General features: G+C 37.0%; 22 protein-coding genes. 18 read left to right on the top strand and 4 right to left on the bottom strand.

Going from position 1 to position 23,921, the window contains the following annotated elements; translation table 11 throughout:
- Window positions 1-2 precede the first annotated feature (2 nt).
- Window positions 3-266, top strand: a complete 264-nt coding sequence (locus AC1DS7_RS18765; protein WP_002034294.1) for a DUF3949 domain-containing protein — start codon at window positions 3-5, stop codon at window positions 264-266.
- 7 nt (window positions 267-273) lie between these two features.
- Here the strand turns inward: AC1DS7_RS18765 and AC1DS7_RS18760 are convergent, their stop codons facing one another.
- Window positions 274-579, bottom strand: coding sequence for a YtpI family protein (locus AC1DS7_RS18760; protein ID WP_002088950.1), 306 nt, complete (start codon window positions 577-579; stop codon window positions 274-276).
- 315 nt (window positions 580-894) lie between these two features.
- On the opposite strand from AC1DS7_RS18760, the gene AC1DS7_RS18755 reads away from it, so the two are divergent.
- Window positions 895-1,827 carry a DHH family phosphoesterase gene (locus AC1DS7_RS18755; protein WP_002143355.1) on the top strand — a complete coding sequence of 311 codons (933 nt, stop codon included), beginning with the start codon at window positions 895-897 and terminating at the stop codon, window positions 1,825-1,827.
- Window positions 1,828-1,879: 52 nt separating this feature from the next.
- On the opposite strand, the gene ytrI is transcribed toward AC1DS7_RS18755, so the two are convergent.
- Together ytrI and AC1DS7_RS18745 are read right to left on the bottom strand one after the other, a co-directional pair.
- Window positions 1,880-2,383, bottom strand: coding sequence for a sporulation membrane protein YtrI (gene ytrI, locus AC1DS7_RS18750; RefSeq protein ID WP_002088948.1), 504 nt, complete (start codon window positions 2,381-2,383; stop codon window positions 1,880-1,882).
- Window positions 2,380-2,793, bottom strand: coding sequence for a YtrH family sporulation protein (locus tag AC1DS7_RS18745; RefSeq protein WP_002034291.1), 414 nt, complete (start codon window positions 2,791-2,793; stop codon window positions 2,380-2,382). The genes ytrI and AC1DS7_RS18745 overlap by 4 nt, the downstream gene beginning before the upstream one ends.
- A 42-nt stretch (window positions 2,794-2,835) precedes the next feature.
- On the opposite strand from AC1DS7_RS18745, the gene dnaE reads away from it, so the two are divergent.
- The 8 genes from dnaE to AC1DS7_RS18705 all read left to right on the top strand — a co-directional run bounded on the left by dnaE (window position 2,836) and on the right by AC1DS7_RS18705 (window position 13,707).
- The gene (gene dnaE / locus AC1DS7_RS18740) at window positions 2,836-6,168 is read left to right on the top strand and encodes a DNA polymerase III subunit alpha (RefSeq protein ID WP_088034047.1); all 3,333 of its coding nucleotides are present in this window, start codon (window positions 2,836-2,838) and stop codon (window positions 6,166-6,168) included.
- Window positions 6,169-6,301: 133 nt separating this feature from the next.
- Window positions 6,302-7,510 (top strand): NADP-dependent malic enzyme, encoded by a 1,209-nt coding sequence (ystJ, locus tag AC1DS7_RS18735; RefSeq protein WP_161793975.1) that lies wholly within the window; start codon window positions 6,302-6,304, stop codon window positions 7,508-7,510.
- Between the two features lie 14 nt (window positions 7,511-7,524).
- On the top strand, window positions 7,525-8,169 hold the full coding sequence (locus AC1DS7_RS18730; protein WP_002015502.1) for a FadR/GntR family transcriptional regulator: 645 nt from the start codon (window positions 7,525-7,527) through the stop codon (window positions 8,167-8,169).
- A 185-nt stretch (window positions 8,170-8,354) separates the two neighbouring features.
- Window positions 8,355-9,224 carry an acetyl-CoA carboxylase, carboxyltransferase subunit beta gene (accD, locus tag AC1DS7_RS18725; RefSeq protein WP_002015500.1) on the top strand — a complete coding sequence of 290 codons (870 nt, stop codon included), beginning with the start codon at window positions 8,355-8,357 and terminating at the stop codon, window positions 9,222-9,224.
- Window positions 9,212-10,186 carry an acetyl-CoA carboxylase carboxyl transferase subunit alpha gene (gene accA / locus AC1DS7_RS18720; RefSeq protein ID WP_000818787.1) on the top strand — a complete coding sequence of 325 codons (975 nt, stop codon included), beginning with the start codon at window positions 9,212-9,214 and terminating at the stop codon, window positions 10,184-10,186. The genes accD and accA overlap by 13 nt, the downstream gene beginning before the upstream one ends.
- A gap of 128 nt (window positions 10,187-10,314) precedes the next feature.
- Window positions 10,315-11,274 carry a 6-phosphofructokinase gene (gene pfkA / locus AC1DS7_RS18715; protein WP_002034288.1) on the top strand — a complete coding sequence of 320 codons (960 nt, stop codon included), beginning with the start codon at window positions 10,315-10,317 and terminating at the stop codon, window positions 11,272-11,274.
- Between the two features lie 53 nt (window positions 11,275-11,327).
- A complete protein-coding gene (gene pyk / locus AC1DS7_RS18710; RefSeq protein WP_002015497.1) occupies window positions 11,328-13,085 on the top strand; it encodes a pyruvate kinase in 1,758 nt (585 codons plus the stop codon).
- Window positions 13,086-13,317: 232 nt separating this feature from the next.
- A complete protein-coding gene (locus AC1DS7_RS18705; RefSeq protein ID WP_016102972.1) occupies window positions 13,318-13,707 on the top strand; it encodes an FxsA family protein in 390 nt (129 codons plus the stop codon).
- A gap of 474 nt (window positions 13,708-14,181) precedes the next feature.
- On the opposite strand, the gene ytvI is transcribed toward AC1DS7_RS18705, so the two are convergent.
- Window positions 14,182-15,300: a sporulation integral membrane protein YtvI gene (gene ytvI, locus AC1DS7_RS18700; RefSeq protein ID WP_002143350.1), complete on the bottom strand. Its 1,119-nt coding sequence runs from the start codon at window positions 15,298-15,300 to the stop codon at window positions 14,182-14,184.
- 420 nt (window positions 15,301-15,720) lie between these two features.
- Between ytvI and AC1DS7_RS18695 the strand changes: the two genes are divergently transcribed.
- The 8 genes from AC1DS7_RS18695 to phoR all read left to right on the top strand — a co-directional run bounded on the left by AC1DS7_RS18695 (window position 15,721) and on the right by phoR (window position 23,790).
- A complete protein-coding gene (locus tag AC1DS7_RS18695) occupies window positions 15,721-16,182 on the top strand; it encodes a DUF441 domain-containing protein (protein ID WP_000625507.1) in 462 nt (153 codons plus the stop codon).
- A gap of 386 nt (window positions 16,183-16,568) precedes the next feature.
- Window positions 16,569-17,717: a citrate synthase gene (gene citZ / locus AC1DS7_RS18690; protein ID WP_002015492.1), complete on the top strand. Its 1,149-nt coding sequence runs from the start codon at window positions 16,569-16,571 to the stop codon at window positions 17,715-17,717.
- Window positions 17,718-17,877: 160 nt separating this feature from the next.
- The gene (gene icd / locus AC1DS7_RS18685) at window positions 17,878-19,170 is read left to right on the top strand and encodes an NADP-dependent isocitrate dehydrogenase (protein WP_002088934.1); all 1,293 of its coding nucleotides are present in this window, start codon (window positions 17,878-17,880) and stop codon (window positions 19,168-19,170) included.
- Between the two features lie 19 nt (window positions 19,171-19,189).
- A complete protein-coding gene (gene mdh, locus AC1DS7_RS18680) occupies window positions 19,190-20,128 on the top strand; it encodes a malate dehydrogenase (RefSeq protein WP_002034284.1) in 939 nt (312 codons plus the stop codon).
- A gap of 216 nt (window positions 20,129-20,344) precedes the next feature.
- On the top strand, window positions 20,345-20,818 hold the full coding sequence (locus AC1DS7_RS18675; protein WP_002015489.1) for a MaoC/PaaZ C-terminal domain-containing protein: 474 nt from the start codon (window positions 20,345-20,347) through the stop codon (window positions 20,816-20,818).
- Between the two features lie 95 nt (window positions 20,819-20,913).
- Entirely contained in the window at window positions 20,914-21,150 is a 237-nt protein-coding gene (locus AC1DS7_RS18670) for a hypothetical protein (protein WP_159147150.1), read from the top strand.
- A gap of 164 nt (window positions 21,151-21,314) precedes the next feature.
- Window positions 21,315-22,034, top strand: a complete 720-nt coding sequence (phoP, locus tag AC1DS7_RS18665; RefSeq protein ID WP_002015484.1) for a two-component system response regulator PhoP — start codon at window positions 21,315-21,317, stop codon at window positions 22,032-22,034.
- Window positions 22,027-23,790, top strand: coding sequence for a sensory box histidine kinase PhoR (phoR, locus tag AC1DS7_RS18660; RefSeq protein ID WP_002167588.1), 1,764 nt, complete (start codon window positions 22,027-22,029; stop codon window positions 23,788-23,790). The genes phoP and phoR overlap by 8 nt, the downstream gene beginning before the upstream one ends.
- The last annotated feature ends 131 nt before the right edge of the window (window positions 23,791-23,921 follow it).

Here is a 23,921-nt window from a genome sequence, read left to right as displayed (position 1 = left end):
ATATGTCATCAGAATTACTCTTTTTTGGTGGTATCGCACTCTTTTATTTCCTTGTGATGATACCAATTCAATACTTATACTTACAAGGATTAAATGAAAAAAAGAAACGAACAGGATTATCTCAGCAAGAACTATACAAACAGATGTCTTTTGGAGAAGAACAATTACATTTTCACGTGCAAGGTAATCCCTTTAATATACCATCTGCGTTTGTTGCATATATGATTTTGAAAGTGAAGGGACGTAAAAAAGCATCACAATGTTGATGCTTTTTTACGTTGTTTTATAAGACTCGGCTTCTTTGACTGCTAATGGTAGAAAATGTTTATATTGGCGGAATCCATTAAATGTACTCGCGCTGCCAAGTAAAATAAACAAAACACCAACGATAATGCGTGCAGTTGAAAGTTCTAAAAAGAATTGGTTTATCCCAAAGAATAGGACGAATAAGCCGAGTGCCATTGCGGATTTTCCTGAGAGCCAACCTTTCTCCATTGGACGGTTTGTACGAAAGAACTTTGTTTTGTAGAAGAGGTACAACACAAATGAGATGATAATACAAAAGACGAATACTGGCATAATACACGCTCCCATCGATTGGTATAAAAATAACAATTTAGAAAAAAGAAAAATCTAAACTTTCTAACTTTTATTATAAAGCAATTGTTCGCATGTATGAAATGTTTTCCGTTATAATGGGGGATAAAGTGAAACTTTAATTAGTGTGGGGAGATCCCACGTACTAATTATTAGCCCTCACCAATCGGGCTTTTACGTGCATCCAGGCTCCAAATTAATTTTGCCCCATTGTTTTTAATACTTTTGAGGTGGGAGTCTTACTACACGTTAATGCGGGATAAAATGAAGAAGTTGAATAAAAAGGAGATTATACATATGCATGAGCAAATTTTAGGAGCAATTAAAGAGTTTGATACAATTATTATTCATCGTCATGTACGTCCAGATCCAGATGCATTAGGTTCACAGGGCGGTCTTGGTACAATTCTACAAGAATCGTTTCCAGAGAAAAATATTTATACGGTTGGGTACAATGAACCGTCACTAGAATATTTACGAGTAATGGATGATATTGAAGATAGTGTATATGAAAATGCACTTGTTATCGTATGTGATACTGCGAACCAAGAACGTGTTGACGATCAACGCTATGCAAAAGGGAAGATGTTAATTAAAATTGATCATCATCCGAATGAAGATCCGTACGGAGATATTACGTGGGTAGATACGACATCAAGTTCTACAAGTGAAATGATTTATGAGTTTTACAGTTATGGAAAAGATAAAGGATTACAGATAACGAAAGAAGCAGCTCGTCTTATTTTAGCGGGTATTGTTGGGGATACAGGTCGTTTCTTATTCCCGAATACAACAGCGAAAACACTTCGTTACGTAAGTGAGCTCGTTGACATGGATGTAAAATTCACAGATTTATACAATGAAATGTATAAGACAAAAGAAAAAATCGCTCGTTTAAATGGTTATATTTTACAAAACTTCACAATGGTAGAAGAAGGCGCAGCGTACATTAAATTAACGAAAGAGGTACTAGAAGAGTTTGATGTACTTTCTACTGAAGCATCTGGTGTTGTCGGAGCACTTGGTAATATTGATGGATTAAAGGCATGGGTTCTATTTTTAGAGGAAGATGATGTTATTCGTGTTCGTCTTCGTTCAAAAGGACCAGTTATTAATAAGTTAGCAATGCAATATAATGGCGGAGGACATCCGATGGCTTCTGGTGCAAAAGCATCTTCTTGGGAAGAAGCAGATCGCCTGTTTGCTGATTTACGTGAGCTGTGTAGATAAAAATTGTAGGTTGAACGAAAGAGAAGGAGAGGCACTGAAGCCCTCCTTTTTTTTATTTTTCTTTCTCTATATCAATACTAATTTCAAGTACGGTATCAAAAGAGACTGTGTCTACTTTAAAGCGGTATATACGATCGTAATGTTTGTACGTTTTATTTTCGATGACTTTTTTGAGCAGGTCTTTATTTTTTGCGATGCTTTGAATGTTTTTCGTTAATAGATGCTGGAGATCATTATGGATAGAAGTGGTCATGTTTTCAAGTGTAAGATTGTCTAAATCATATTTTTTTCGATTTATAATTTTTATTTTGATTTCTTGAATTGTTAAGAGCCGTTTATTTTCTGTGTTCAATTTCTCTTGGTCTTCGAGAAGGACGTGGAGTTTTGCTTCTTGTTTTTCGATAATTTCTTTTTGTTCTGCTATTTTACTAGTTTGTTCTTCTTGAAAAACACCGTATATGTACAAAAAAACAAACCAGCTCAACACGCCTCCAACAGCAGCGCCAGCTAAAACTAAATACCACCTTTTGGCTGTATTGGCACTGGGTACTCTCATACATGTTCCTGTGTAAGCCATTTAATAATAATAAGACCAGTTTGCATACCGCCAGTTGCAAAAAAAATAAGGAGAATTTGTTTTACGATATCTTTCATATCTCCGCCAAAGAAGCTTCTTTCAAAGCTATAAAAGGTATCGAACGTTCCGCCAATTGCTGCAACGAGTGCCCAAATTCTTAAATTTTGGGCGAATTGATTAATATAAGTTAGAGCTGGTTTTCCGATGAGAAATGCACCAAATCCGCCAATTAATGAACCACCAAGTATAACTCCAAAGGCAATAAAATAACTAATAATAAGCAGAGAGAAAAAAGTATGTTCTCTTACATCCATCGTCATTCCCCTTTCTTCTTCATATATATGGACAAAGTATGAGAAGTATGTTTTGATTTCCGCTTTCCTCATCACCTATAATAAAAGTAGTCACATAGGTAAAGAGAGGGTACAACAGTGAAGTTTGTGCATTTACAATGTCAAACCGTTTTTAGTTTATTAAAAAGTGCTTGTAAAATTGATGAGCTTGTCATTCGGGCGAAAGAGCTTGGATTTTCATCGCTGGCCATTACAGATGAAAATGTTATGTATGGAGTTATTCCGTTTTATAAAGCATGCAAGAAAAATGGTATACAGCCTATTATCGGCTTAACAGCTTCTATTTTTAGTGAAGAAGAAGAAAGGTCTTATCCACTTGTCTTACTTGCTGAGAATGAAATAGGCTATCAAAATTTATTAAAGATCTCTAGCAGCATTATGACGAAGTCAAAAGAAGGTATCCCGAAGAAGTGGCTTGCTCATTATGCGAAAGGGTTAATTGCAATTTCACCAGGGAAAGACGGAGAGATTGAACAGCTATTATTAGAAGACAAAGAGAGTCAGGCTGAAGAAGTAGCTCGTACGTATCAAAATATGTTCAGCAATTTTTATATAAGTTTGCAGCATCATGCGATTCAAGATGAACTGCTTTTACAAGAAAAACTGCCTGAATTTATTAATAAGGTAAACGTTCCAGTCGTTGCAACAAATGATGTTCGCTATATTAATCAAAGTGACGCACTTGTTCATGAATGTTTATTATCTGTTGAAGGCGGAACGAAAATGACTGATCCAGATAGACCGAGAATGAAAACGGATCAGTATTATTTAAAGTCATCGGATGAAATGGGAGCACTATTTTCTCATGCTGAGGAAGCGGTTCAAAATACAATAACAATCGCGGAACGTTGCCAAGTAGAAATTCCTTTCCATGTAAATCAATTACCGAAATTTCCTGTTCCATCTAACGAGACGAATGATACGTATTTGCGCCGTGTTTGTGAAGAAGGCTTGCAGAAACGCTATGGTACGCCGAAAGAAGCGCATATAGGACGTTTGGATCATGAATTAAATGTTATTTCTCGTATGGGATTTAGCGATTATTTCCTCATCGTATGGGACTTTATGAAATATGCACATGAAAATCATATTTTAACTGGGCCAGGCCGTGGATCGGCAGCTGGTTCACTCGTTTCTTACGTATTGGAAATTACAGATATTGATCCGATTGAATATGAATTATTATTTGAAAGGTTTTTAAACCCTGAACGTGTGACACTTCCAGATATTGATATTGATTTTCCAGATATAAGACGTGATGAGATGATTCGATATGTGAAAGATAAATATGGTCAGCTTCGTGTTGCTCAAATTGTAACGTTCGGAACTCTTGCAGCGAAAGCCGCAATTAGAGACATTGCTCGTGTAATGGGACTCCTGCCAAGAGATATTGACATATTTTCAAAACTTATCCCATCAAAGCTTGGTATAACGTTAAGAGATGCATATGAGGAATCGCAATCGCTCCGTGAGTTTATACAAGGGAATCTGTTACATGAGCGTGTGTTTGAAATTGCAAAACGTGTAGAGGGATTACCGCGTCATACGTCTATTCATGCAGCTGGCGTTATTATGAGCCAAGAACCGTTAACGGGAAGTGTAGCGATTCAAGAAGGGCATAACGATGTCTATGTTACGCAATATCCAGCTGATGCATTGGAAGAACTTGGATTGCTCAAGATGGATTTTTTAGGCTTACGTAATTTAACGTTACTTGAAAATATTATAAAATTTATTGTTGAAAAAACTGGGAAACAAATTGATATAAGAAATTTACCTCTGCAAGATGAAAAGACGTTTCAATTGTTAGGAAGAGGGGATACAACAGGTGTATTCCAGCTTGAATCAGGTGGTATGCGAAATGTACTTCGTGGGTTAAAACCGAATGAATTTGAAGACATAGTCGCTGTTAACTCGTTATACAGACCAGGACCGATGGAACAAATTCCAACCTTTATTGAATCGAAGCATGGGAAAAGACAAATTGAATATTTACATCCGGATTTAAAGCCGATTTTAGAAAGAACATACGGCGTAATTGTATACCAAGAACAAATTATGCAAATCGCATCGAAGTTAGCTGGATTTTCGCTTGGAGAAGCGGATTTGCTGCGCCGTGCAGTGAGTAAAAAGAATCGTGATATTTTAGATCAAGAACGTAAGCATTTTGTTCAAGGTTGTTTGGAAAACGGATACGATGAGACATCTTCAGAACAAATTTATGATTTAATTGTAAGATTTGCGAATTACGGTTTTAACCGAAGTCACGCTGTAGCCTACAGTATGATCGGATATCAGCTTGCATATTTAAAAGCAAATTATACGCTGGAATTTATGACTGCGTTATTATCAAGTGCAATTGGAAATGAAGATAAGATTGTGCAGTATGTACGAGAAACGAAGCGGAAAGGTTTTCACGTTTTACCGCCGTCTCTTCAGAGAAGTGGTTACAACTTCCAAATAGAAGGGAATGCGATTCGATATAGTTTACTTTCGATTCGGAATATCGGAATGGCTACCGTGACGGCATTACTCGAAGAACGAGAGGAAAAAATGTTCGAAGATTTATTTGAGTTTTGTCTTCGTATGCCATCAAAATTTGTAACAGAGCGAAATTTAGAAGCGTTTGTCTGGTCTGGTTGTTTTGACGGTTTTGGTGTTTCGAGGACGACGTTATGGAGAAGTCTTAAAGGAGCGTTGGAGTATGCAAATCTTGCACGTGATTTTGATTTAGGGGATGCTGTTCCGAAATCAAAATACGTACAAGGAGAAGAGCTATCCTTTATTGAACAGTTAAATAAAGAGAAGGAAGCACTCGGTTTTTATTTATCTAGCTATCCGACAGCGCAGTATGCGGAGCTAGGAAAAGAATTAGAAATTCCATCTCTTGCTCAGGCGATGCGACATAAGAAAAAAGTACAAAGAGCGATCGTATATATAACAAGTGTGAAAGTTATTCGTACGAAAAAGTTGCAAAAGATGGCGTTTATTACATTCTGTGATCAAAATGATGAAATGGAAGCCGTTATTTTTCCAGAAACGTATATACATTTTTCGGACAGGTTACAAGAAGGTGCAATCGTTTTAGTTGATGGTACGATCGAGCAAAGAAATCATAAGTTGCAATGGATCGTGAATGGACTATATCCGCTAGAAGAAATGGATGTTTATGAAGGAATGAAAGAAGCGTCTGTTTACGTGAAATTGCCGTCTCAATATGAAAAAAAGCTTGTAAATCAAGTTACAAAAATATTGTTTGATTATTCAGGTTTTACGAAAGTACTAATTTATTATGAAAAGGAACATAAAATGGTACAATTATCTCGAAGTTTATCGATTCATCCAAGTGAAGAATGTCTAGGAGCACTTCGTGAAATTGTCGGTGACGAAAATGTCGTTGTGAAAATATAATGGACAATTTCCCTACACTTCGATTATTATAGTAGTAGTGTTCGTGGTCAGACCACTTGGAGAAATTGATATCAGCAAGCATAATTTGAGGAGAGTGGATAGTTTGTCAACACTTCGTGAAGAAGCACTTCACATGCATAAAGTGCATCAAGGAAAATTAGAAACTGTATCAAAAGTAAAAGTAGAAAATGCAAAAGATTTAAGTCTTGCATATTCTCCAGGGGTTGCAGAGCCTTGTAAAGAAATTTATGACGATAAAAGTAAGGTATATGAATATACAATGAAGGGAAATATGGTAGCAGTTGTGACAGATGGAACAGCTGTACTTGGTCTTGGTAACATTGGACCTGAAGCATCTCTTCCAGTAATGGAAGGTAAAGCTGTATTATTCAAGAGCTTTGCTGGTGTAGATGCATTCCCGATTGCCTTAAATACAAACGATGTAGATAAAATTGTTGAAACTGTAAAATTAATGGAGCCAACTTTTGGCGGTGTAAACTTAGAAGATATCGCAGCGCCAAACTGCTTCGTTATTGAAGAACGTTTGAAAAAAGAGACAAACATTCCAATATTCCATGATGATCAACACGGAACAGCTATCGTAACAGTAGCAGGCCTTGTGAACGCGCTGAAGTTAGTTGGAAAGAAAATGTCTGACATTAAAGTTGTCGCAAATGGTGCAGGTGCAGCAGGTATTGCAATCATTAAACTTTTATACCGCTATGGTGTACGTGACGTTATTATGTGTGACCGTAAAGGTGCAATCTATGAAGGTCGTCCTGTCGGTATGAATCCGGTGAAAGATGAAGTTGCAAAATATACAAATAAGAGTCGTATAGAAGGTTCTTTAGCTGACGTTTTACAAGGTGCGGACGTATTCATTGGTGTATCTGCAGCAGGTGCATTAACTGAAGAGATGGTTCGTACAATGAATGACGATGCAATTATTTTTGCAATGGCGAATCCGGTTCCAGAAATTATGCCAGAATTGGCAAAAGCAGCGGGCGCAGCTGTTGTTGGAACAGGTCGTTCTGACTTCCCGAACCAAGTAAATAATGTACTAGCGTTCCCAGGTATTTTCCGCGGTGCACTTGATGTACATGCGACACAAATTAATGAAGAAATGAAGATGGCAGCTGTACAGGCCATTGCAGAGCTTGTATCAGAGGATGAGTTGAATGCAGATCATATCATTCCAGCACCATTTGACGCGCGTGTAGCGCCTCAAGTAGCGGCTTACGTTGCGAAAGCAGCAATGGAGACAGGAGTAGCTCGCCGTCAAGTAGATCCAAATGAAGTCGCTGAGAAAACAAAACAATTAGCGCTGATTGGTAAAGAATAAGCGAGGAATTTCCATTGACATCATCAAATACAAAAGTATATCTCGAAATTGTAAAAAAAATCCGTTCCATTATGGAAGAGGATTGTTTAGTGGCAGGGGATCGTTTGCCATCTGAGCGTGAGTTAAGTTCACGCTTAAATGTTGGACGTTCCTCTGTAAGAGAAGCATTACGTGCGTTAGAGCTGGTAGGATTAATTGAAACGAGACGTGGTGAGGGAACGTTTATTCGAAACTTTTACGATAACGGTCTTGTACAATTAATTGCTCCGTTCTTGCTGCAAGATGAGAAAACAATTCGTGATTTATTACAAACAAAACGATTGCTTGAGAAAGATATGATTCGACTTGTATGTAATTTACCGAAAGAAACGTTTTCTGAAGTACTAAGTAAATTACACCAAGTGCTTGAAGAAAATGAAAGCTCAATTCCGGTGCTTCATCAAACGTTCTTTAAAACACTTATTGAACAATTCGATAATTATTTACTCTATCGCATTTGGATGATCGTAAATGATTACGTTGCAACTCTTTCTTGTGAAGTTTCAGGAGATTCTATCGAAATGTATAGAAAGCTTTATGCTACTTTGGAAGTGAAACAAGAAAATGATGCATTAAAAATTTACGATGAATTAGTAGAGAATATACAGTTTCACTCGTAATGTATAAAATTTGTCGAAATGACCATGACACGTTATGACAAACATTCTACCGCATAGCGGTTAAAGTTAAACGTAAAGAGAGAGGTTATTAGACAGATTGAGAAGATAAGGCTAACATCAAACATTGGTGTTAGCCCCATTTTCTTCTTACGCTAACCTTAGCTCTCAATGAAGGGGGTCAAATTGTGCTAAGAGATTTATTCGTGAAAAAGAAAAAGTACGCTGCAATACCTTCAGAACAAGTACGAAAAGATGTACCAGATGGCGTTATGACAAAATGTCCGAAATGCAAAAAAATCATGTATACGAAAGAGCTTCTTAAAAATTTAAAAGTATGCGTGAATTGTGGATATCATCATCCGATGAATGCATGGGAACGCCTTGATAGTATATTGGACGAAGGTTCATTTCGTGAGTATGACAAAGAGATGGTTTCACTAAATCCACTTGAGTTTCCGGGATATGAAGAGAAACTAGAAAACGATCGTAAGAAGACTAAATTGAATGAAGCGGTTGTAACTGGTGAAGGAACAATTGATGACATGCTTGTTGTTGTTGCAGTAATGGATTCTCGTTTTCGAATGGGCAGCATGGGCTCTGTTGTAGGAGAGAAAATTGCCCGTGCGGTTGAAAAGGCATACGACTTACAAGTTCCATTTATTATCTTTACTGCTTCGGGTGGTGCTCGTATGCAAGAAGGGATATTAAGTTTAATGCAAATGGCAAAAACAAGCGTAGCTTTGAAAAAGCATAGTAATGCAGGAGGGTTATTTATTTCTGTTATGACTCACCCAACGACGGGCGGGGTTTCAGCGAGTTTCGCTTCACTTGGTGATTACAATCTTGCAGAGCCAGGTGCACTTATCGGATTTGCTGGTAGACGCGTAATTGAACAAACAGTGCGTGAGAAACTACCGGAAGATTTCCAAACGGCAGAATTTTTACTAGAGCACGGTCAATTAGATGCGGTGGTGCATCGTGATGATATGAGAGAATCACTCCGTAAGATTTTAGAAGTTCATCAAGGGGGGGAAATGGCTGTATGGCAGAGCTAGAATTTGAAAAACCAGTTGTTGAGCTAAGAAATAAGATTCGTGAACTGAAAGACTATACGAAAAACAGCCAGATGGACTTCAGTGAGGAGATTCGTATTTTGGAAGACAAGCTAGAAAAACTAGAGGAAGATATATACGGCAATATGAAAGTATGGGACCGTGTTCAAATTGCTCGTCATGCAGAACGACCGACAACGCTCGATTATATTGAGCACTTATTTACTAATTTTTTTGAATGTCATGGAGATCGCCTATTTGGCGACGATGCAGCGATTGTCGGCGGCATTGCGAAATATAAGGGGATGCCCGTAACTGTAATTGGGCACCAACGCGGAAAAGATACGAAAGAAAATATTCGTCGTAATTTTGGGATGCCTCATCCAGAAGGATATCGAAAAGCACTGCGTCTAATGAAACAAGCGGAAAAGTTTAATCGTCCCATTATTTGTTTCATCGATACGAAGGGAGCTTATCCTGGTAAAGCAGCTGAAGAACGTGGACAAAGTGAGGCAATTGCCCGTAATTTATTTGAAATGGCGGGTTTAACTGTACCTGTTATTTGTATCGTTATCGGTGAAGGTGGTAGCGGTGGTGCGTTAGGTCTTGGAGTAGGAGATTACATTCATATGCTGGAAAATTCCACTTATTCTGTTATTACACCAGAGGGTGCGGCGGCGATTCTTTGGAAAGATGCTGGTAAAGCAAAAGAAGCTGCAGAAGCGATGAAAATTACAGCATTAGATTTGAAAGAATTAGGTGTAATTGACGAAATTATTCCAGAGGCAAAAGGCGGAGCACATCGTAATGTTTTGAAACAATCAGAAAATATAGATTTAATGCTTAAGAAAACGTTTGAACAATTAAGCGGAATTTCGAAAGATGAATTAATCGAAAAACGTTATGAAAAATATATGAAAATTGGGCAAGTTTCGTTTTCAAACGCTTCCATTGGGATAAAATAAGAAAAGCGTGCGTTCCTCTTCGCGAATGCACGTTTTTATTATGAAAAGACACATCTTCTCCATTGTGTTTTTGTATTTTTTCGTGTTATTTTATTATAAGGCAAATAATCTTTATGAGGTGAGTACAAATGAAACGTATTGGTGTATTAACAAGTGGTGGAGATTCACCTGGTATGAATGCTGCCATTCGTGCAGTTGTTCGTAAAGCGATTTTCCATGATATTGAAGTATATGGTATTTACCATGGATACGCTGGTTTAATTTCTGGTCATATTGAAAAATTAGAACTTGGTTCTGTTGGCGATATTATCCACCGTGGTGGTACAAAATTATATACAGCAAGATGTCCTGAGTTTAAAGACCCAGAAGTACGACTAAAAGGAATCGAGCAATTAAAGAAACATGGTATTGAAGGACTTGTCGTTATTGGTGGAGATGGTTCGTACCAAGGCGCAAAAAAATTAACTGAGCAAGGATTCCCATGTGTAGGTGTACCAGGTACAATCGACAATGATATCCCTGGAACAGACTTCACAATTGGTTTTGATACAGCTTTAAACACTGTTATTGATGCAATTGATAAAATCCGTGATACAGCTACATCTCATGAACGTACATATGTTATCGAAGTAATGGGACGTCACGCTGGAGATATCGCATTATGGGCTGGTTTAGCTGATGGTGCAGAAACTATCTTAATTCCAGAAGAAAAGTATGACATGGAAGATGTTATCGCTCGTCTGAAACGCGGTAGTGAACGTGGTAAAAAGCACAGTATTATCGTTGTAGCTGAAGGTGTTGGAAGTGCAATTGACATCGGTAAGCACATTGAAGAAGCAACAAGCTTTGATACTCGTGTAACTGTATTAGGTCACGTACAACGTGGTGGATCACCAAGTGCACAAGACCGTGTATTAGCTAGTCGTCTTGGCGCAAGAGCAGTTGAATTATTAATTGCTGGTAATGGCGGACGTTGTGTTGGTATTCAAAATAATAAACTTGTTGATCATGACATTATCGAAGCGTTAGCTCAAAAGCATACAATCGATAAAGATATGTATCAATTATCTAAAGAATTATCTATCTAATCGGCTTAATGCCTTGTATTTGGGAACGGTTTCATAATTTTCGGAGGTGCAATATGCGTAAAACTAAAATTGTATGTACTATAGGTCCTGCTAGTGAAAGTATTGAGAAATTAGAACAATTAATGGAAGCGGGTATGAACGTTGCTCGTTTAAACTTCTCTCATGGTAGCCATGAAGAGCATGGAGCTCGTATTAAAAATATTCGTGAAGCTTCAAAGAAAACTGGTAAAACAGTTGGTATCTTACTTGATACAAAAGGTCCAGAAATCCGTACACATGACTTCGTAGACGGACAAGCTGAGCTTGTAACAGGTGCAGAAGTAATTCTTTCTACTGAACAAGTATTAGGAACTGCAGAGAAGTTCTCTGTATCTTATGCTGGCCTTTATGATGATGTTGATCCAGGCTCTCGTATTCTAATCGATGACGGTCTTATCGAACTAGAAGTAATCGAGAAAGCTGACGGAAACATCCGTACAAAAGTATTAAACAGCGGAACTGTAAAAAATAAAAAAGGTGTTAACGTACCAAACGTAAGCATTAAGCTTCCTGGTATCACTGAAAAAGACGTGCAAGATATCGTTTTCGGTATCGAGCAAAAAGTTGATTTCATCGCAGCATCTTTCGTGCGTAAAGCATCTGACGTATTAGAAATTCGTGAATTATTAGAAGGGCATAACGCTCAATACATCCAAATCGTACCAAAAATCGAAAACCAAGAAGGTATCGACAACATCGATTCAATCTTAGAAGTTTCTGACGGTTTAATGGTTGCTCGTGGTGATATGGGTGTAGAAATTCCACCAGAAGAAGTGCCATTAGTACAAAAACGTCTAATCAAAAAATGTAACGTATTAGGCAAACCAGTTATTACTGCAACACAAATGTTAGATTCTATGCAACGTAACCCACGTCCAACTCGTGCGGAAGCAAGTGACGTAGCAAACGCAATCTTCGATGGAACAGATGCAATCATGCTTTCAGGTGAAACTGCTGCGGGTCAATACCCTGTAGAAGCTGTAACAATGATGGCTAACATTGCGGTACGTGTTGAAAAATCATTACAATATGAAGATATGTTCAAAAAACGTATTAAAGAGTTCACGCCAACAATTACAGATGCAATTAGCCAATCTGTTGCGCACACAGCACTTGCTCTTGATGTAGCTGCAATCGTAGCTCCAACAGAAAGTGGACATACTGCGAAAATGATCTCTAAATACCGTCCGAAATCTCCAATCGTAGCTGTAACATCTGACGAGCAAGTAGGACGTCGTCTTGCACTTGTTTGGGGTGTTCAAGCATTTATGTCTGAGAAACGTGCAGCTTCTACTGACGAAATGTTAGATACAGCAATTCAAACAGGTATGGATGCGGGTCTAATCGGACTTGGAGATACTGTAGTAATTACTGCTGGTGTTCCAGTTGCTGAAACTGGTACAACAAACTTAATGAAAATCCACGTTGTTGGTGAAAAAGTTGCTAAAGGGCAAGGAATCGGTCGTAAATCTGCAAAAGGTAAAGTAGTTGTAGCGAAAACAGCTGCTGAAGCTGTAGCGAACGTAAACAAAGGTGATATCCTTGTTACAACAAGCACAGATAAAGATATGATTCCTGCAATTGAAAAAGCTGCTGCTCTAGTTGTAGAAGAAGGCGGTCTAACAAGCCATGCAGCTGTTGTAGGTGTATCAATCGGTATTCCTGTTATCGTTGGTGTAAACGGCGTAACAACAACTTTAAAAAATGGCCAAGAAGTAACAGTTGATGCAGCACGCGGAATTGTTTATAATGGACATGCGGAAGTGCTATAAGAAGTAATACGGAGAGAAGGATCGGAGTCCTTCTCTTTTTTTTACACAAAAAAAGGATAGAGATAGCTTTAAATGCCTGAAATCGCTTTGCAAAACGTTTATTATAATGTTTAGTGGGAGAGGGTTATTTGTCCTTTGTGAAGCTTGTATGAGCGTTTTAAGGGTCTTATAAGGGGTTTTGTAAGGGTGGTACTTTCAAACCTTTTAAATGAAATATGAAGGAGTGCGAGCTATGAAGTGGTTACTGTTCTTACTTATTTTAGTGCCGGCGATTGAGATTACGGTGTTAATAGGGTCGAGTTATGTAATAGGTTTATGGTCTACGTTCGCTATGATTGTATTTACGGGTATTGTGGGTGTATATTTGGCGAAACGACAAGGGTTTAAAGTACTTAGAGAGATTCAATTTAGGCTAAATAGAGGAGAAATGCCGGGTGATGCGGTTCTAGATGGTATTTTTATATTCGTAGGAGGTATTCTTTTAGTACTGCCTGGATATGTGACGGATATAATAGGTTTTATCTTTGTTGTTCCTATAACAAGGGCTTTATTGAAGCCGGCTGTTATGAAGTGGATTGATTGGAAATTTAGAAAGAGAACTACTATTATTGTTCAGAAATAACGCGTAGATTATAGCGATCTACGCGTTATTTTTTTATTTGCCACTTATAGTCAATTGTTAGCTTCCTGCTCGGGTTGGAGTTTTGTTAGTTATTAAACGATAGGATGCAGAGGGTTCTTGTGAATGAAAAGTGTTACATTAGGATGATGTTTTTTGCGTGTAGTAAGATTCGACTAGTGAGCAGAAGTTAGACAGGAGAAGAAAAATTACTGATTAAAGGGTTCATCTGCCTTGTTTTGTATATTTATTCATTTACATAAAAAGTAATAAATGTAAGTAATAATTATAAAGTATATAGAATAAAAATGTATTTTTGTCCTAAAATATGCGTTTTTATGCAAAAAAATAAGAGGGTTATCCTTTTTTAGGAAATTCTCTTGTAGATGTAGGTAGTACAAAAAAGTACAGTGAATAATCAGTGGGAAATTCCCACTGATTACAGTTGATTTTTTATTGTGTATGAATTAGGAAATATTATTTTGATGGTGAACCCTTAATGAATTTCCATAAGTCGTGGAATACATGAGCTTTGTGTAATGTATTAAGTAGTACTAATATGACTGGACCGATGATTAATCCTAAAAAACCAAAGAGCTTAAAGCCGACAAATAGAGCGATGAGTGTCGCTAATGGATCTAGTCCAATATTAGATGAAAGTACTTTTGGCTCCATGATTTGTCTTTGGACAATCACGACGATGTATAGGATGAGAAGACCGATGGCGAATGCAGTATCGCCTGTGAAAAATACGTATATAACCCAAGGAACGAAGACGGCTCCAGTTCCTAAATACGGGAGTAAATCGACAACCCCTGTAATAATCGCGATAGTAATTGCGTATGGCACGCGTAATATTAAAAGGCCGATTAGTACAATGATAGTTGTCATAGATACGAGTGTAAGTTGCGCTTTAACAAAACCAAACAAAGCTTTTCTTAAATCGACAAAAATAGTTTTTCCGTATCCATGCAAACGATTAGGGAGAAGTTTTCTTACTTTATGAGCAAGACGGTGCCAATCGTAACTAATGAAGAAGGTGGCTAATAAGACGAAGACAAGGACAGTTAAAGTTGTTGGTAATGCACTAATGAAATTTGTTAACCCACTTATAATGGCGGTTAAAAGTTCTTTCATTTGTGTCGTTGCTTCGGTGCCTAAGTTTTGAATGTTTTGTGTAATAGTGTATCGCTGTGGTTCTCCGAGATGATTAAATTTAGAGATTAAATCATCATAGAGAGGCATAATATGATTAAGTGCAAATTGTTGGGCGAATGCAACGATATCTGGAAACTTAACTGTAACAATTTGTAGTAAGTACGTTGTGGCAGATATTGCTTCAGTTACAAGGTATGTAACAAGTCCAACGATAGCTCCGAATACGAGAATTAAGCTAACGAGTACCGCTAATGCGCGAGGGAATTGTAGTTTTTGATTAAGGAAATTGACGACAGGATTAATCAAATAAGCGAATGCAAAAGCGATAATAAAAGGGTAGATAAGGCCTGACATGTACAGCAATGCATAGAACCCAACTACCGTTGCTACAATGACAAACATGAGTCGTAATATCATATATAGTAAGTTTCGGTTCAAAGATGTATACCTCCCATTCCAATTTGGATTATCCTAATTCGTTCAACTTATAACTAGTGGGATTCACTGATCAAAGTTTCACTTTATGTTATAGTGGAATGATGGATTTTTCCTGCTTTTTCAATATATGAGTGACCGGAAAAGCTTGGTGTTGATGCTTCTACTATATGGTAAAAACTTCATTTTCTCTTCTTTTTATTTTACCTGTTTCTTAATAGAAAAGAAAGGAGAGACGACCGTTTTTAAAAATGTATACATGCTTAAATTTTTGATGGTTAGAGTTTCAGTTTGTCATTTTAAAATATGAAAAAAATGAAGTGGTTATTGTTGCATATACATCGATATAGCATGTATAACGATAGGTTTAAAGGTATTTTTGTTTGGAAGCGAGTTCATTATTTTCAGAAAGGAAGTGCAAACATGATTAGTCAGTCAACGTTATTTTTATTCATACTACTTATTATAGGACTTATTGCTAAAAACCAATCGCTTACTGTAGCTATTGGAGTGTTATTCTTATTGAAATTTACGTTTTTAGGAGATAAAGTCTTTCCTTATCTACAAACGAAAGGGATTAACCTTGGTGTAACAGTCATTACAATAGCAGTGCTCGTACCGATTGCGACAGGGGAAATAGGCTTTAAACAACTCGGAGAAGCAGCGAAATCGTATTATGCATGGATTGCTTTAGCCTCAGGTGTGGCGGTCGCTTTGTTAGCGAAAGGCGGCGTACAATTATTGACGACGGACCCACATATTACAACCGCACTTGTTTTTGGGACAATTATAGCTGTAGCTTTATTTAATGGAGTCGCTGTAGGTCCATTAATTGGGGCTGGAATTGCCTACGCAGTTATGAGTATTATACAGATGTTTAAATAAGGAATTTTATAGTAATATAAAATTTTTGAATTCTTTCTGTTCACAAAAGTCAGATAATTGTTTATAATAGGATTAGAAACTTTGAAAAGTTACATAACAGCAGAGACTTTACACCAGATAAAATAAAAACAACATAAAACAATTTTATAATGATATTGTTTTATGTTGTTTTTATCATAAACTCTTCGGAATTCATTTTCCTCACTAACTTGTTGTTCTGAGCGTGAGGATTCGGGGAGACATTCACGCTCATGCTTTCCATGTAAGCAATGGACAATAAGAGGGGAACATCGCAATAAATTTGCATGAACGTGCATTTTGCTTGCCTAAAGAGTGAACGAGCGTTCATAATTTATAAGGGGAGCAAATAGATATAAGGAGCAAGGTTGGGAGAATTTTCAGGAAAAGGAGAGAATGTCATGACTGTTATTCGAGGTTTAGAAGGGGTAGTAGCAACAACATCATCTGTGAGCTCTATTATTGATGATACATTAACTTATGTTGGGTATAATATTGATGATTTAGCTGAGAATGCTACGTTCGAAGAAGTAGTGTACTTATTATGGCACCGCAAGCTTCCTAATGAAAAAGAACTAGCGGAATTTAGTGGAACAGTATCTGAATACTATAAAGTACCAGGTGAGATTTTAACATATTTGAAACAAGTAGATTTAAAAATCGCGCACCCGATGTCGGTTTTACGAACTGCGATTTCCATGCTATCATTATATGATGAGAGCGCTGAAATAATGGATGGAAAGTCTAATTATTTGAAAGCGGTTAAATTACAGGCTCAAGTCGGAACTTTAATTGCGGCTTATGCAAGAATTCGTAAAGGGTTAGATGTTGTTGAGCCAAGAAAAGATCTATCATTAGCTGCAAACTTCTTGTACATGTTAAATGATCGTGAGCCAAATGAAGTTGAAATTGAGGCTTTTGATAAGGCACTTGTACTTCATGCCGATCATGAGTTAAACGCTTCTACATTTACTGCACGTGTTTGCGTAGCTACACTTTCAGATGTGTATTCTGGTATTACAGCAGCAATCGGTGCATTAAAAGGTCCTCTTCACGGCGGGGCAAATGAAAATGTAATGAAGATGTTAACTGAAATTGGCGAAGAAGAAAATGTAGAATCATATATTCATAATGCTCTTCAAAATAAAGTGAAAATTATGGGATTTGGTCATCGCGTATATGAGCATGGTGATCCACGCGCGAAACACTTACGCGAAATGTCTAAGAGATTATGCGTGCTTTTAGGAGAAGACAAATGGTATAATATGTCTATCAAAATTGAAGACATTGTAACAAAAGAAAAAGGTCTTCCACCAAATGTTGATTTCTATTCAGCTTCTGTATACCATTGTTTAGGAATTGACCATGACTTATTTACACCTATCTTTGCAATTAGCCGTATGTCAGGCTGGTTAGCTCATATTCTAGAACAATATGAAAACAACCGTTTAATCCGTCCGCGTGCTGATTATGATGGACCGACACATCAAGTGTACGTTCCGCTAGCGCAACGATAAGCGAAAAACACTATTTAGATAGTGAAAATACGCTTTCAAAAGTCTGATTTTTTTGGGAAGATATAATGATTAGAATATTTAAATTTGAATAACGGTTTGAACTGAGGGGTTATTCCCTCAGTTTCATACATATGAAATTTCAAACATGGGGGTTATCACATTGACGACAGGTGAAAAAATTACTGTAACTAATGGTGTTATGAATGTACCAAACAATCCGATTATTCCATTTATCGAAGGAGATGGAATTGGTCCTGATATTTGGGCTGCAGCATCTCGCGTAATAGAAGCAGCAGTTGAAAAAGCTTATGATGGTGAGAAGAAAATCGTTTGGAAAGAAGTGCTTGCAGGGGAAAAAGCATTCAACCAAACAGGCGAGTGGTTACCAGAAGAGACTTTAAATTTAATTCGTGAATATTTAATCGCAATTAAAGGTCCACTTACAACTCCAGTTGGTGGTGGTATTCGTTCTCTAAACGTTGCGCTTCGTCAAGAATTAGATTTATATGTATGTCTACGTCCAGTTCGTTACTTTGAAGGTGTTCCTTCACCTGTAAAACGTCCGGAAGATACTGATATGGTTATTTTCCGTGAAAATACAGAAGACATTTACGCTGGAATTGAATATGCACAAGGTTCTCCAGAAGCAGAAAAAGTTCTTGCTTTCTTAAAAGAAGCAATGGGTGTTAATAAAATCCGCTTCCCAGAAACATCAGGGATTGGTATTAAACCAATTTCAGAGGAAGGGACAAAGCGTCTTGTTCGCGCTGCAATTCAATATGCAATTAACGAAAAACGCTCTTCTGTTACATTAGTTCATAAAGGAAACATTATGAAATTTACAGAAGGTGCTTTCAAAAACTGGGGTTACGAAGTAGCGGAACAAGAATTTGGCGACAAAGTATTTACTTGGGCTGAATATGATCGCATTGTTGAAAAAGATGGAAAAGATGCAGCGAATAAAGCGATGGCAGACGCAGAAGTGGCTGGGAAAATCATCGTAAAAGATTCTATTGCAGACATCTTCTTACAACAAATTTTAACTCGTCCACGTGAGTTTGATGTTGTTGCAACAATGAACTTAAACGGAGACTACATCTCTGATGCACTTGCTGCACAAGTAGGTGGAATTGGTATTGCACCTGGTGCAAACATTAACTATGTGACTGGACATGCTATCTTTGAAGCTACACATGGTACAGCTCCAAAATATGCAGGTTTAGATAAAGTAAACCCATCTTCAGTTCTTCTTTCAGGTGTATTATTATTAGAGCACTTAGGATGGAACGAAGCTGCGAATTTAGTAACTGATTCAGTTGAGAAAACAATTGAATCAAAAGTAGTAACTTATGATTTCGCACGCTTAATGGAAGGTGCAACAGAAGTGAAATGTTCTGAGTTCGCTAATGAACTTATTAAAAACATGGATGTAGCGATAATCAAAAACGCATAATTAAAGCGGGGGGTAAATTATGACAATCAAACGCAAGAAAGTTTCAGTCATCGGTGCAGGATTTACAGGAGCAACAACAGCATTCTTATTAGCACAAAAAGAACTTGCAGATGTTGTATTAGTGGACATTCCACAGCTGGAAAATCCAACAAAAGGGAAAGCGTTAGATATGTTAGAAGCGAGCCCAGTACAAGGTTTTGATGCTAACATTATTGGTACATCTGATTACGCAGATACTGCTGATTCTGACGTTGTCGTTATTACAGCAGGTATTGCGCGTAAGCCTGGTATGAGCCGTGATGACTTAGTAGCAACAAACTCTAAAATTATGAAAAGTATTACGCGCGACATTGCAAAACATTCACCAAATGCGATTATTCTTGTATTAACAAATCCAGTTGATGCAATGACATATTCTGTATTTAAAGAAGCAGGATTCCCGAAAGAGCGTGTTATCGGTCAATCGGGCGTATTAGATACAGCTCGTTTCCGTACATTTATTTCACAAGAGTTAAACCTTTCTGTGAAAGACATTACAGGATTTGTTCTTGGTGGACATGGTGACGATATGGTACCTCTTGTACGCTATTCCTATGCAGGTGGCATTCCGTTAGAAACATTAATTCCAAAAGAGCGTTTAGAAGCAATCGTAGAACGTACACGTAAAGGTGGCGGTGAGATTGTAGGCTTATTAGGAAACGGTAGTGCATATTACGCACCAGCAGCTTCTTTAGTTGAAATGACAGAAGCGATCTTGAAAGATCAACGCCGTGTATTACCAGCTATTGCGTACCTTGAAGGTGAATATGGTTATAGTGACCTTTACTTAGGGGTACCAGTAATTCTAGGTGGTAACGGAATTGAAAAAATTATTGAATTAGAACTTCTTGCAGATGAGAAAGAAGCGTTAGATCGCTCTGTAGAATCTGTACGTAACGTTATGAAAGTTCTTGTTTAATAATTAAATATAAGTGGAAAAAGATTCGGGGCCCCGAATCTTTTTCTACTATATATTGAAATGTTTTTTTGAAATAATATGAAAACGCTATCATTTGGTGTATCCTATAATGAAACTATAGACTTATACTATACATTGCCCTCATCACAGTAAATTTCGGATAAGGTATCGCTTTTAGTAGGATAATAAGGTGAAAAAATCGGAGGGGGTTGTAACATGTTAAAGAAAAAAGTTCAAATTGGTCGTAGAATGGATGAAATTACAGTAGGAGAGAAATTATCTATCACTGAAAAAATTGAGGATAAAGATTTGTTATTGTACTTAGGGTTAACGAATGATGCCAATCCATTATATATTCAGCATGATTACGCATCCCAAACTCCGTATGAAAAGCCGATTGTCCCAAGCATTATGCTAACGGGACTGATTACAACGGCGGTTACGAAATATTTACCAGGTCCAGGTAGTCATATTACTAGGAAGGACCTTACGTTCGTGAAACATGTTCACCATTATGAAACGTTACAAATCCACTTTGAAGTTGTGGCTGTTTCAGAGGAGGAACATACAATTGATATGCTTGTATTTGCTCATGATGAAAAAGGAGAAACTGTTGTAAAAGGTTCATTAACAGTAACACCACCTTTTAAATCTGTTTCCATTATGGAAAAAGCATTAGATAATTTTTAAAAAATGAAAGTTAGAATGATATAAAAGTAGCGTTAGTCATATTCTTATTAAGGGTATGCTAGCGCTACTTTTTGTTTGGAAAGGGTGATATAACTGTGAAATGGGAGAGGGAAGACATTGTTTTTGAAACGATAAGAGAAGCTGAAGTATGGGCCGATTCAATCGCGAATGAAATGTACGGGAAAGTATTTGATGGATATGAAACACCAGATTATAAAATAGCGTATGCTCTTTCGTTTTTCCTAGCGCAAAATCGAGAGTTTATAGTTCATACGGAAAAAGAGTTTAAAAAAGATAGATTCATCTATAAAGTTTGGATAGCGACCGGATAGAGGGAATGAAGTTACGATTGCTTTTATTTTCCGAAACTCTAGTACAAACGAGCTCCATGAATAGACAATTATATTGAGGGAGACCTTATTTTCTAGTATGATGAGAATAACGGGGAAAATACTAGGATGAAGAAGGTTTCAAGTCTATAACTTGGAGGAAAAGAATGAACAATCGTATTTTAGTAGTTGATGATGAGGAATTTATCTTAACTTTAATTGAATTTAATTTACAACAAGCTGGGTTTGAAGTTATTACAGCAATGGATGGAGAAATGGCGCTTCAAAAAGCGACTACAGAACGCCCAGATTTAATTATATTAGATTTAATGCTTCCAAAAATGGATGGTATGGAAGTTTGTAAAGAATTACGATTGCAGCGTATTATGACGCCGATTTTAATGTTAACAGCAAAAGATGATGAATTTGATAAGGTGCTAGGTCTTGAGCTTGGGGCTGATGATTATATGACGAAGCCATTTAGTCCAAGGGAAGTTGTTGCTCGTGTGAAGGCGATTTTGCGCCGTACGAAATTACAGCAGGAAGAACAAGTTTCAGAATCGCCAGATGAAGAGAGCATCAAAATTGCAGAGCTTAAAATTTTACCGGAGTTTTATGAAGCGTACTTCCAAGGAAGGAAACTGGAATTAACACCGAAAGAATTTGAGTTACTTGTTTATCTTGCGAAAAATAAAAGTCGTGTATTAACTCGTGACCAATTATTAAGTGCTGTATGGAATTATGATTTTGCCGGTGATACAAGAATTGTTGATGTCCATATTAGCCATTTGCGCGATAAAATTGAACAAAATACGAAAAAACCGACGTACATTAAAACGATACGTGGTTTAGGTTATAAATTAGAGGAGCCAAAAGTGGATGAATAAGTTTCGTTCCAGGCTTCTTTTTACATTTGTTTCTCTTATCGTTTTTATTTTAGTTGGACTAGGTGTATTATTAGAAACTGTATTTGAAAACTACTATATAGATCATGCTAAAGAGAGAATGATAAAAGAGACACAGTATGTTGCGGTATTAGCAGAAGAGCAAGGGTTTGATGCTGTTTTAAAAAAGCCTTATGTATTTGAAAAGTTAGAAGAAAAAATACCAGCTTCTATTATATTTGTTGATGAAAAAAAGAAAGTTCAATATAGCGGAGGGCAACCATCTGCATTTAATCAAGAGATGATTAAAGAACTTTCTTCTGAAGCAGCAAAACAACGAAGTAAAGTGATTACGCAAGAAACAGATCAAAAGAATGAATTTTATCATGCGGTGTTCGTTCAAGATCTAGCAGGAAAACAAGGATATATTTTGGTGAAAAGTACAATTGAGCCATTGAAAGACGTACATCAAAAAACGTGGGGATTATTAATTATAGGATTTGTTATCGCTTGTCTCGTAGTCGTATTTTTAGGTATGAAAATTACGGGGCAATATATTAGGCCGATTGAATCGGTTACGAAAGTTGCCATTGAATTAGCGAAGGGAAATTATAAAGCACGCGCTTATGAAAGTCATTCGGATGAAACAGGGATGCTGAGTAAAGCGATTAATATTTTAGCTCGTAATTTACAAGAGATGACTCTTGAGCAGGAAATGCAACAGGATCGTCTGCATACGTTAATTGAAAATATGGGAAGTGGAATGATTTTAATTGATAGCCGCGGTTATATAAACCTTGTAAACCGTTCTTATAAGGAAACTTTCCACGTAACAGATGAAGAATATTTAGATCGCTTATATTATGAATCATTTCACCATACAGAAATTATTGAGCTTGTGGAAGAAATCTTTATGACAGAAGTGAAAGTGCGTAAACAAATGTTATTGCCGCTTGGAATTGAGCGAAAGCATTTTGAAGTATATGGAGCGCCGATTATCGGGACGAACCATGAATGGAAAGGTATTGTTCTTGTGTTCCATGACATAACAGAGTTAAAGAAATTAGAACAAATGAGAAAAGACTTTTTAGCGAATGTTTCTCATGAACTAAAGACGCCAATTACTTCTATTAAAGGTTTTTCAGAAACGCTCTTGGATGGGGCTATGGATAATAAAAAATTCTGCGAACATTTCTTACATATTATTTTAAAAGAAAGTGAACGCATGCAAGGATTAATTGAAGATTTATTAGACTTGTCAAAGATCGAGCAACAAGGGTTTAAACTAAATATGGGGACCGTTGATATGAAGGAACTTCTTGAAGATATTCATATGGTGCTTGATAATAAAGCGGGAGAAAAAGAAATCTCTTTACAAGTGAATGCATTGAAACGAGTTTCCGTTATTGGAGATCCAGGCCGCTTGAAACAAATCTTTATTAATTTAATTAATAACGCGATTGTATATACACCGGCTGGAGGCGTTGTTTCTGTTGAATTGGCAGAAGATAAATATAATGCTTATATAAAAGTATCTGATACTGGAATTGGTATTAGTAAAGAGGAAATCCCACGTATTTTTGAACGCTTTTACCGAGTGGATAAAGCAAGAAGTAGAAATACGGGTGGAACGGGTCTTGGTTTATCAATTGTAAAACATTTAGTTGAAGCGCATCAAGGTACGATTACAGTGGATAGTGAGGTTGGGGAAGGAACAACATTTACAGTTGTTTTACCAAAATCAGCTACTGAAAAATAGGATGAAGGATATTTACAATATATTAACAATGGCTTAATTAAATATTAATAAAGCTCTGTTAATATAATATATGAAAACCCCTTCATCCAAGGAGTAATTTTGGACGAGAGTAGTTATGCTATTCTCGTCAC

This window comes from Bacillus sp. P4_E1, from assembly GCF_056401715.1.
Note: the sequence above shows the minus strand (reverse complement) of the source record. Positions and strands in the feature narration are given on the sequence as shown.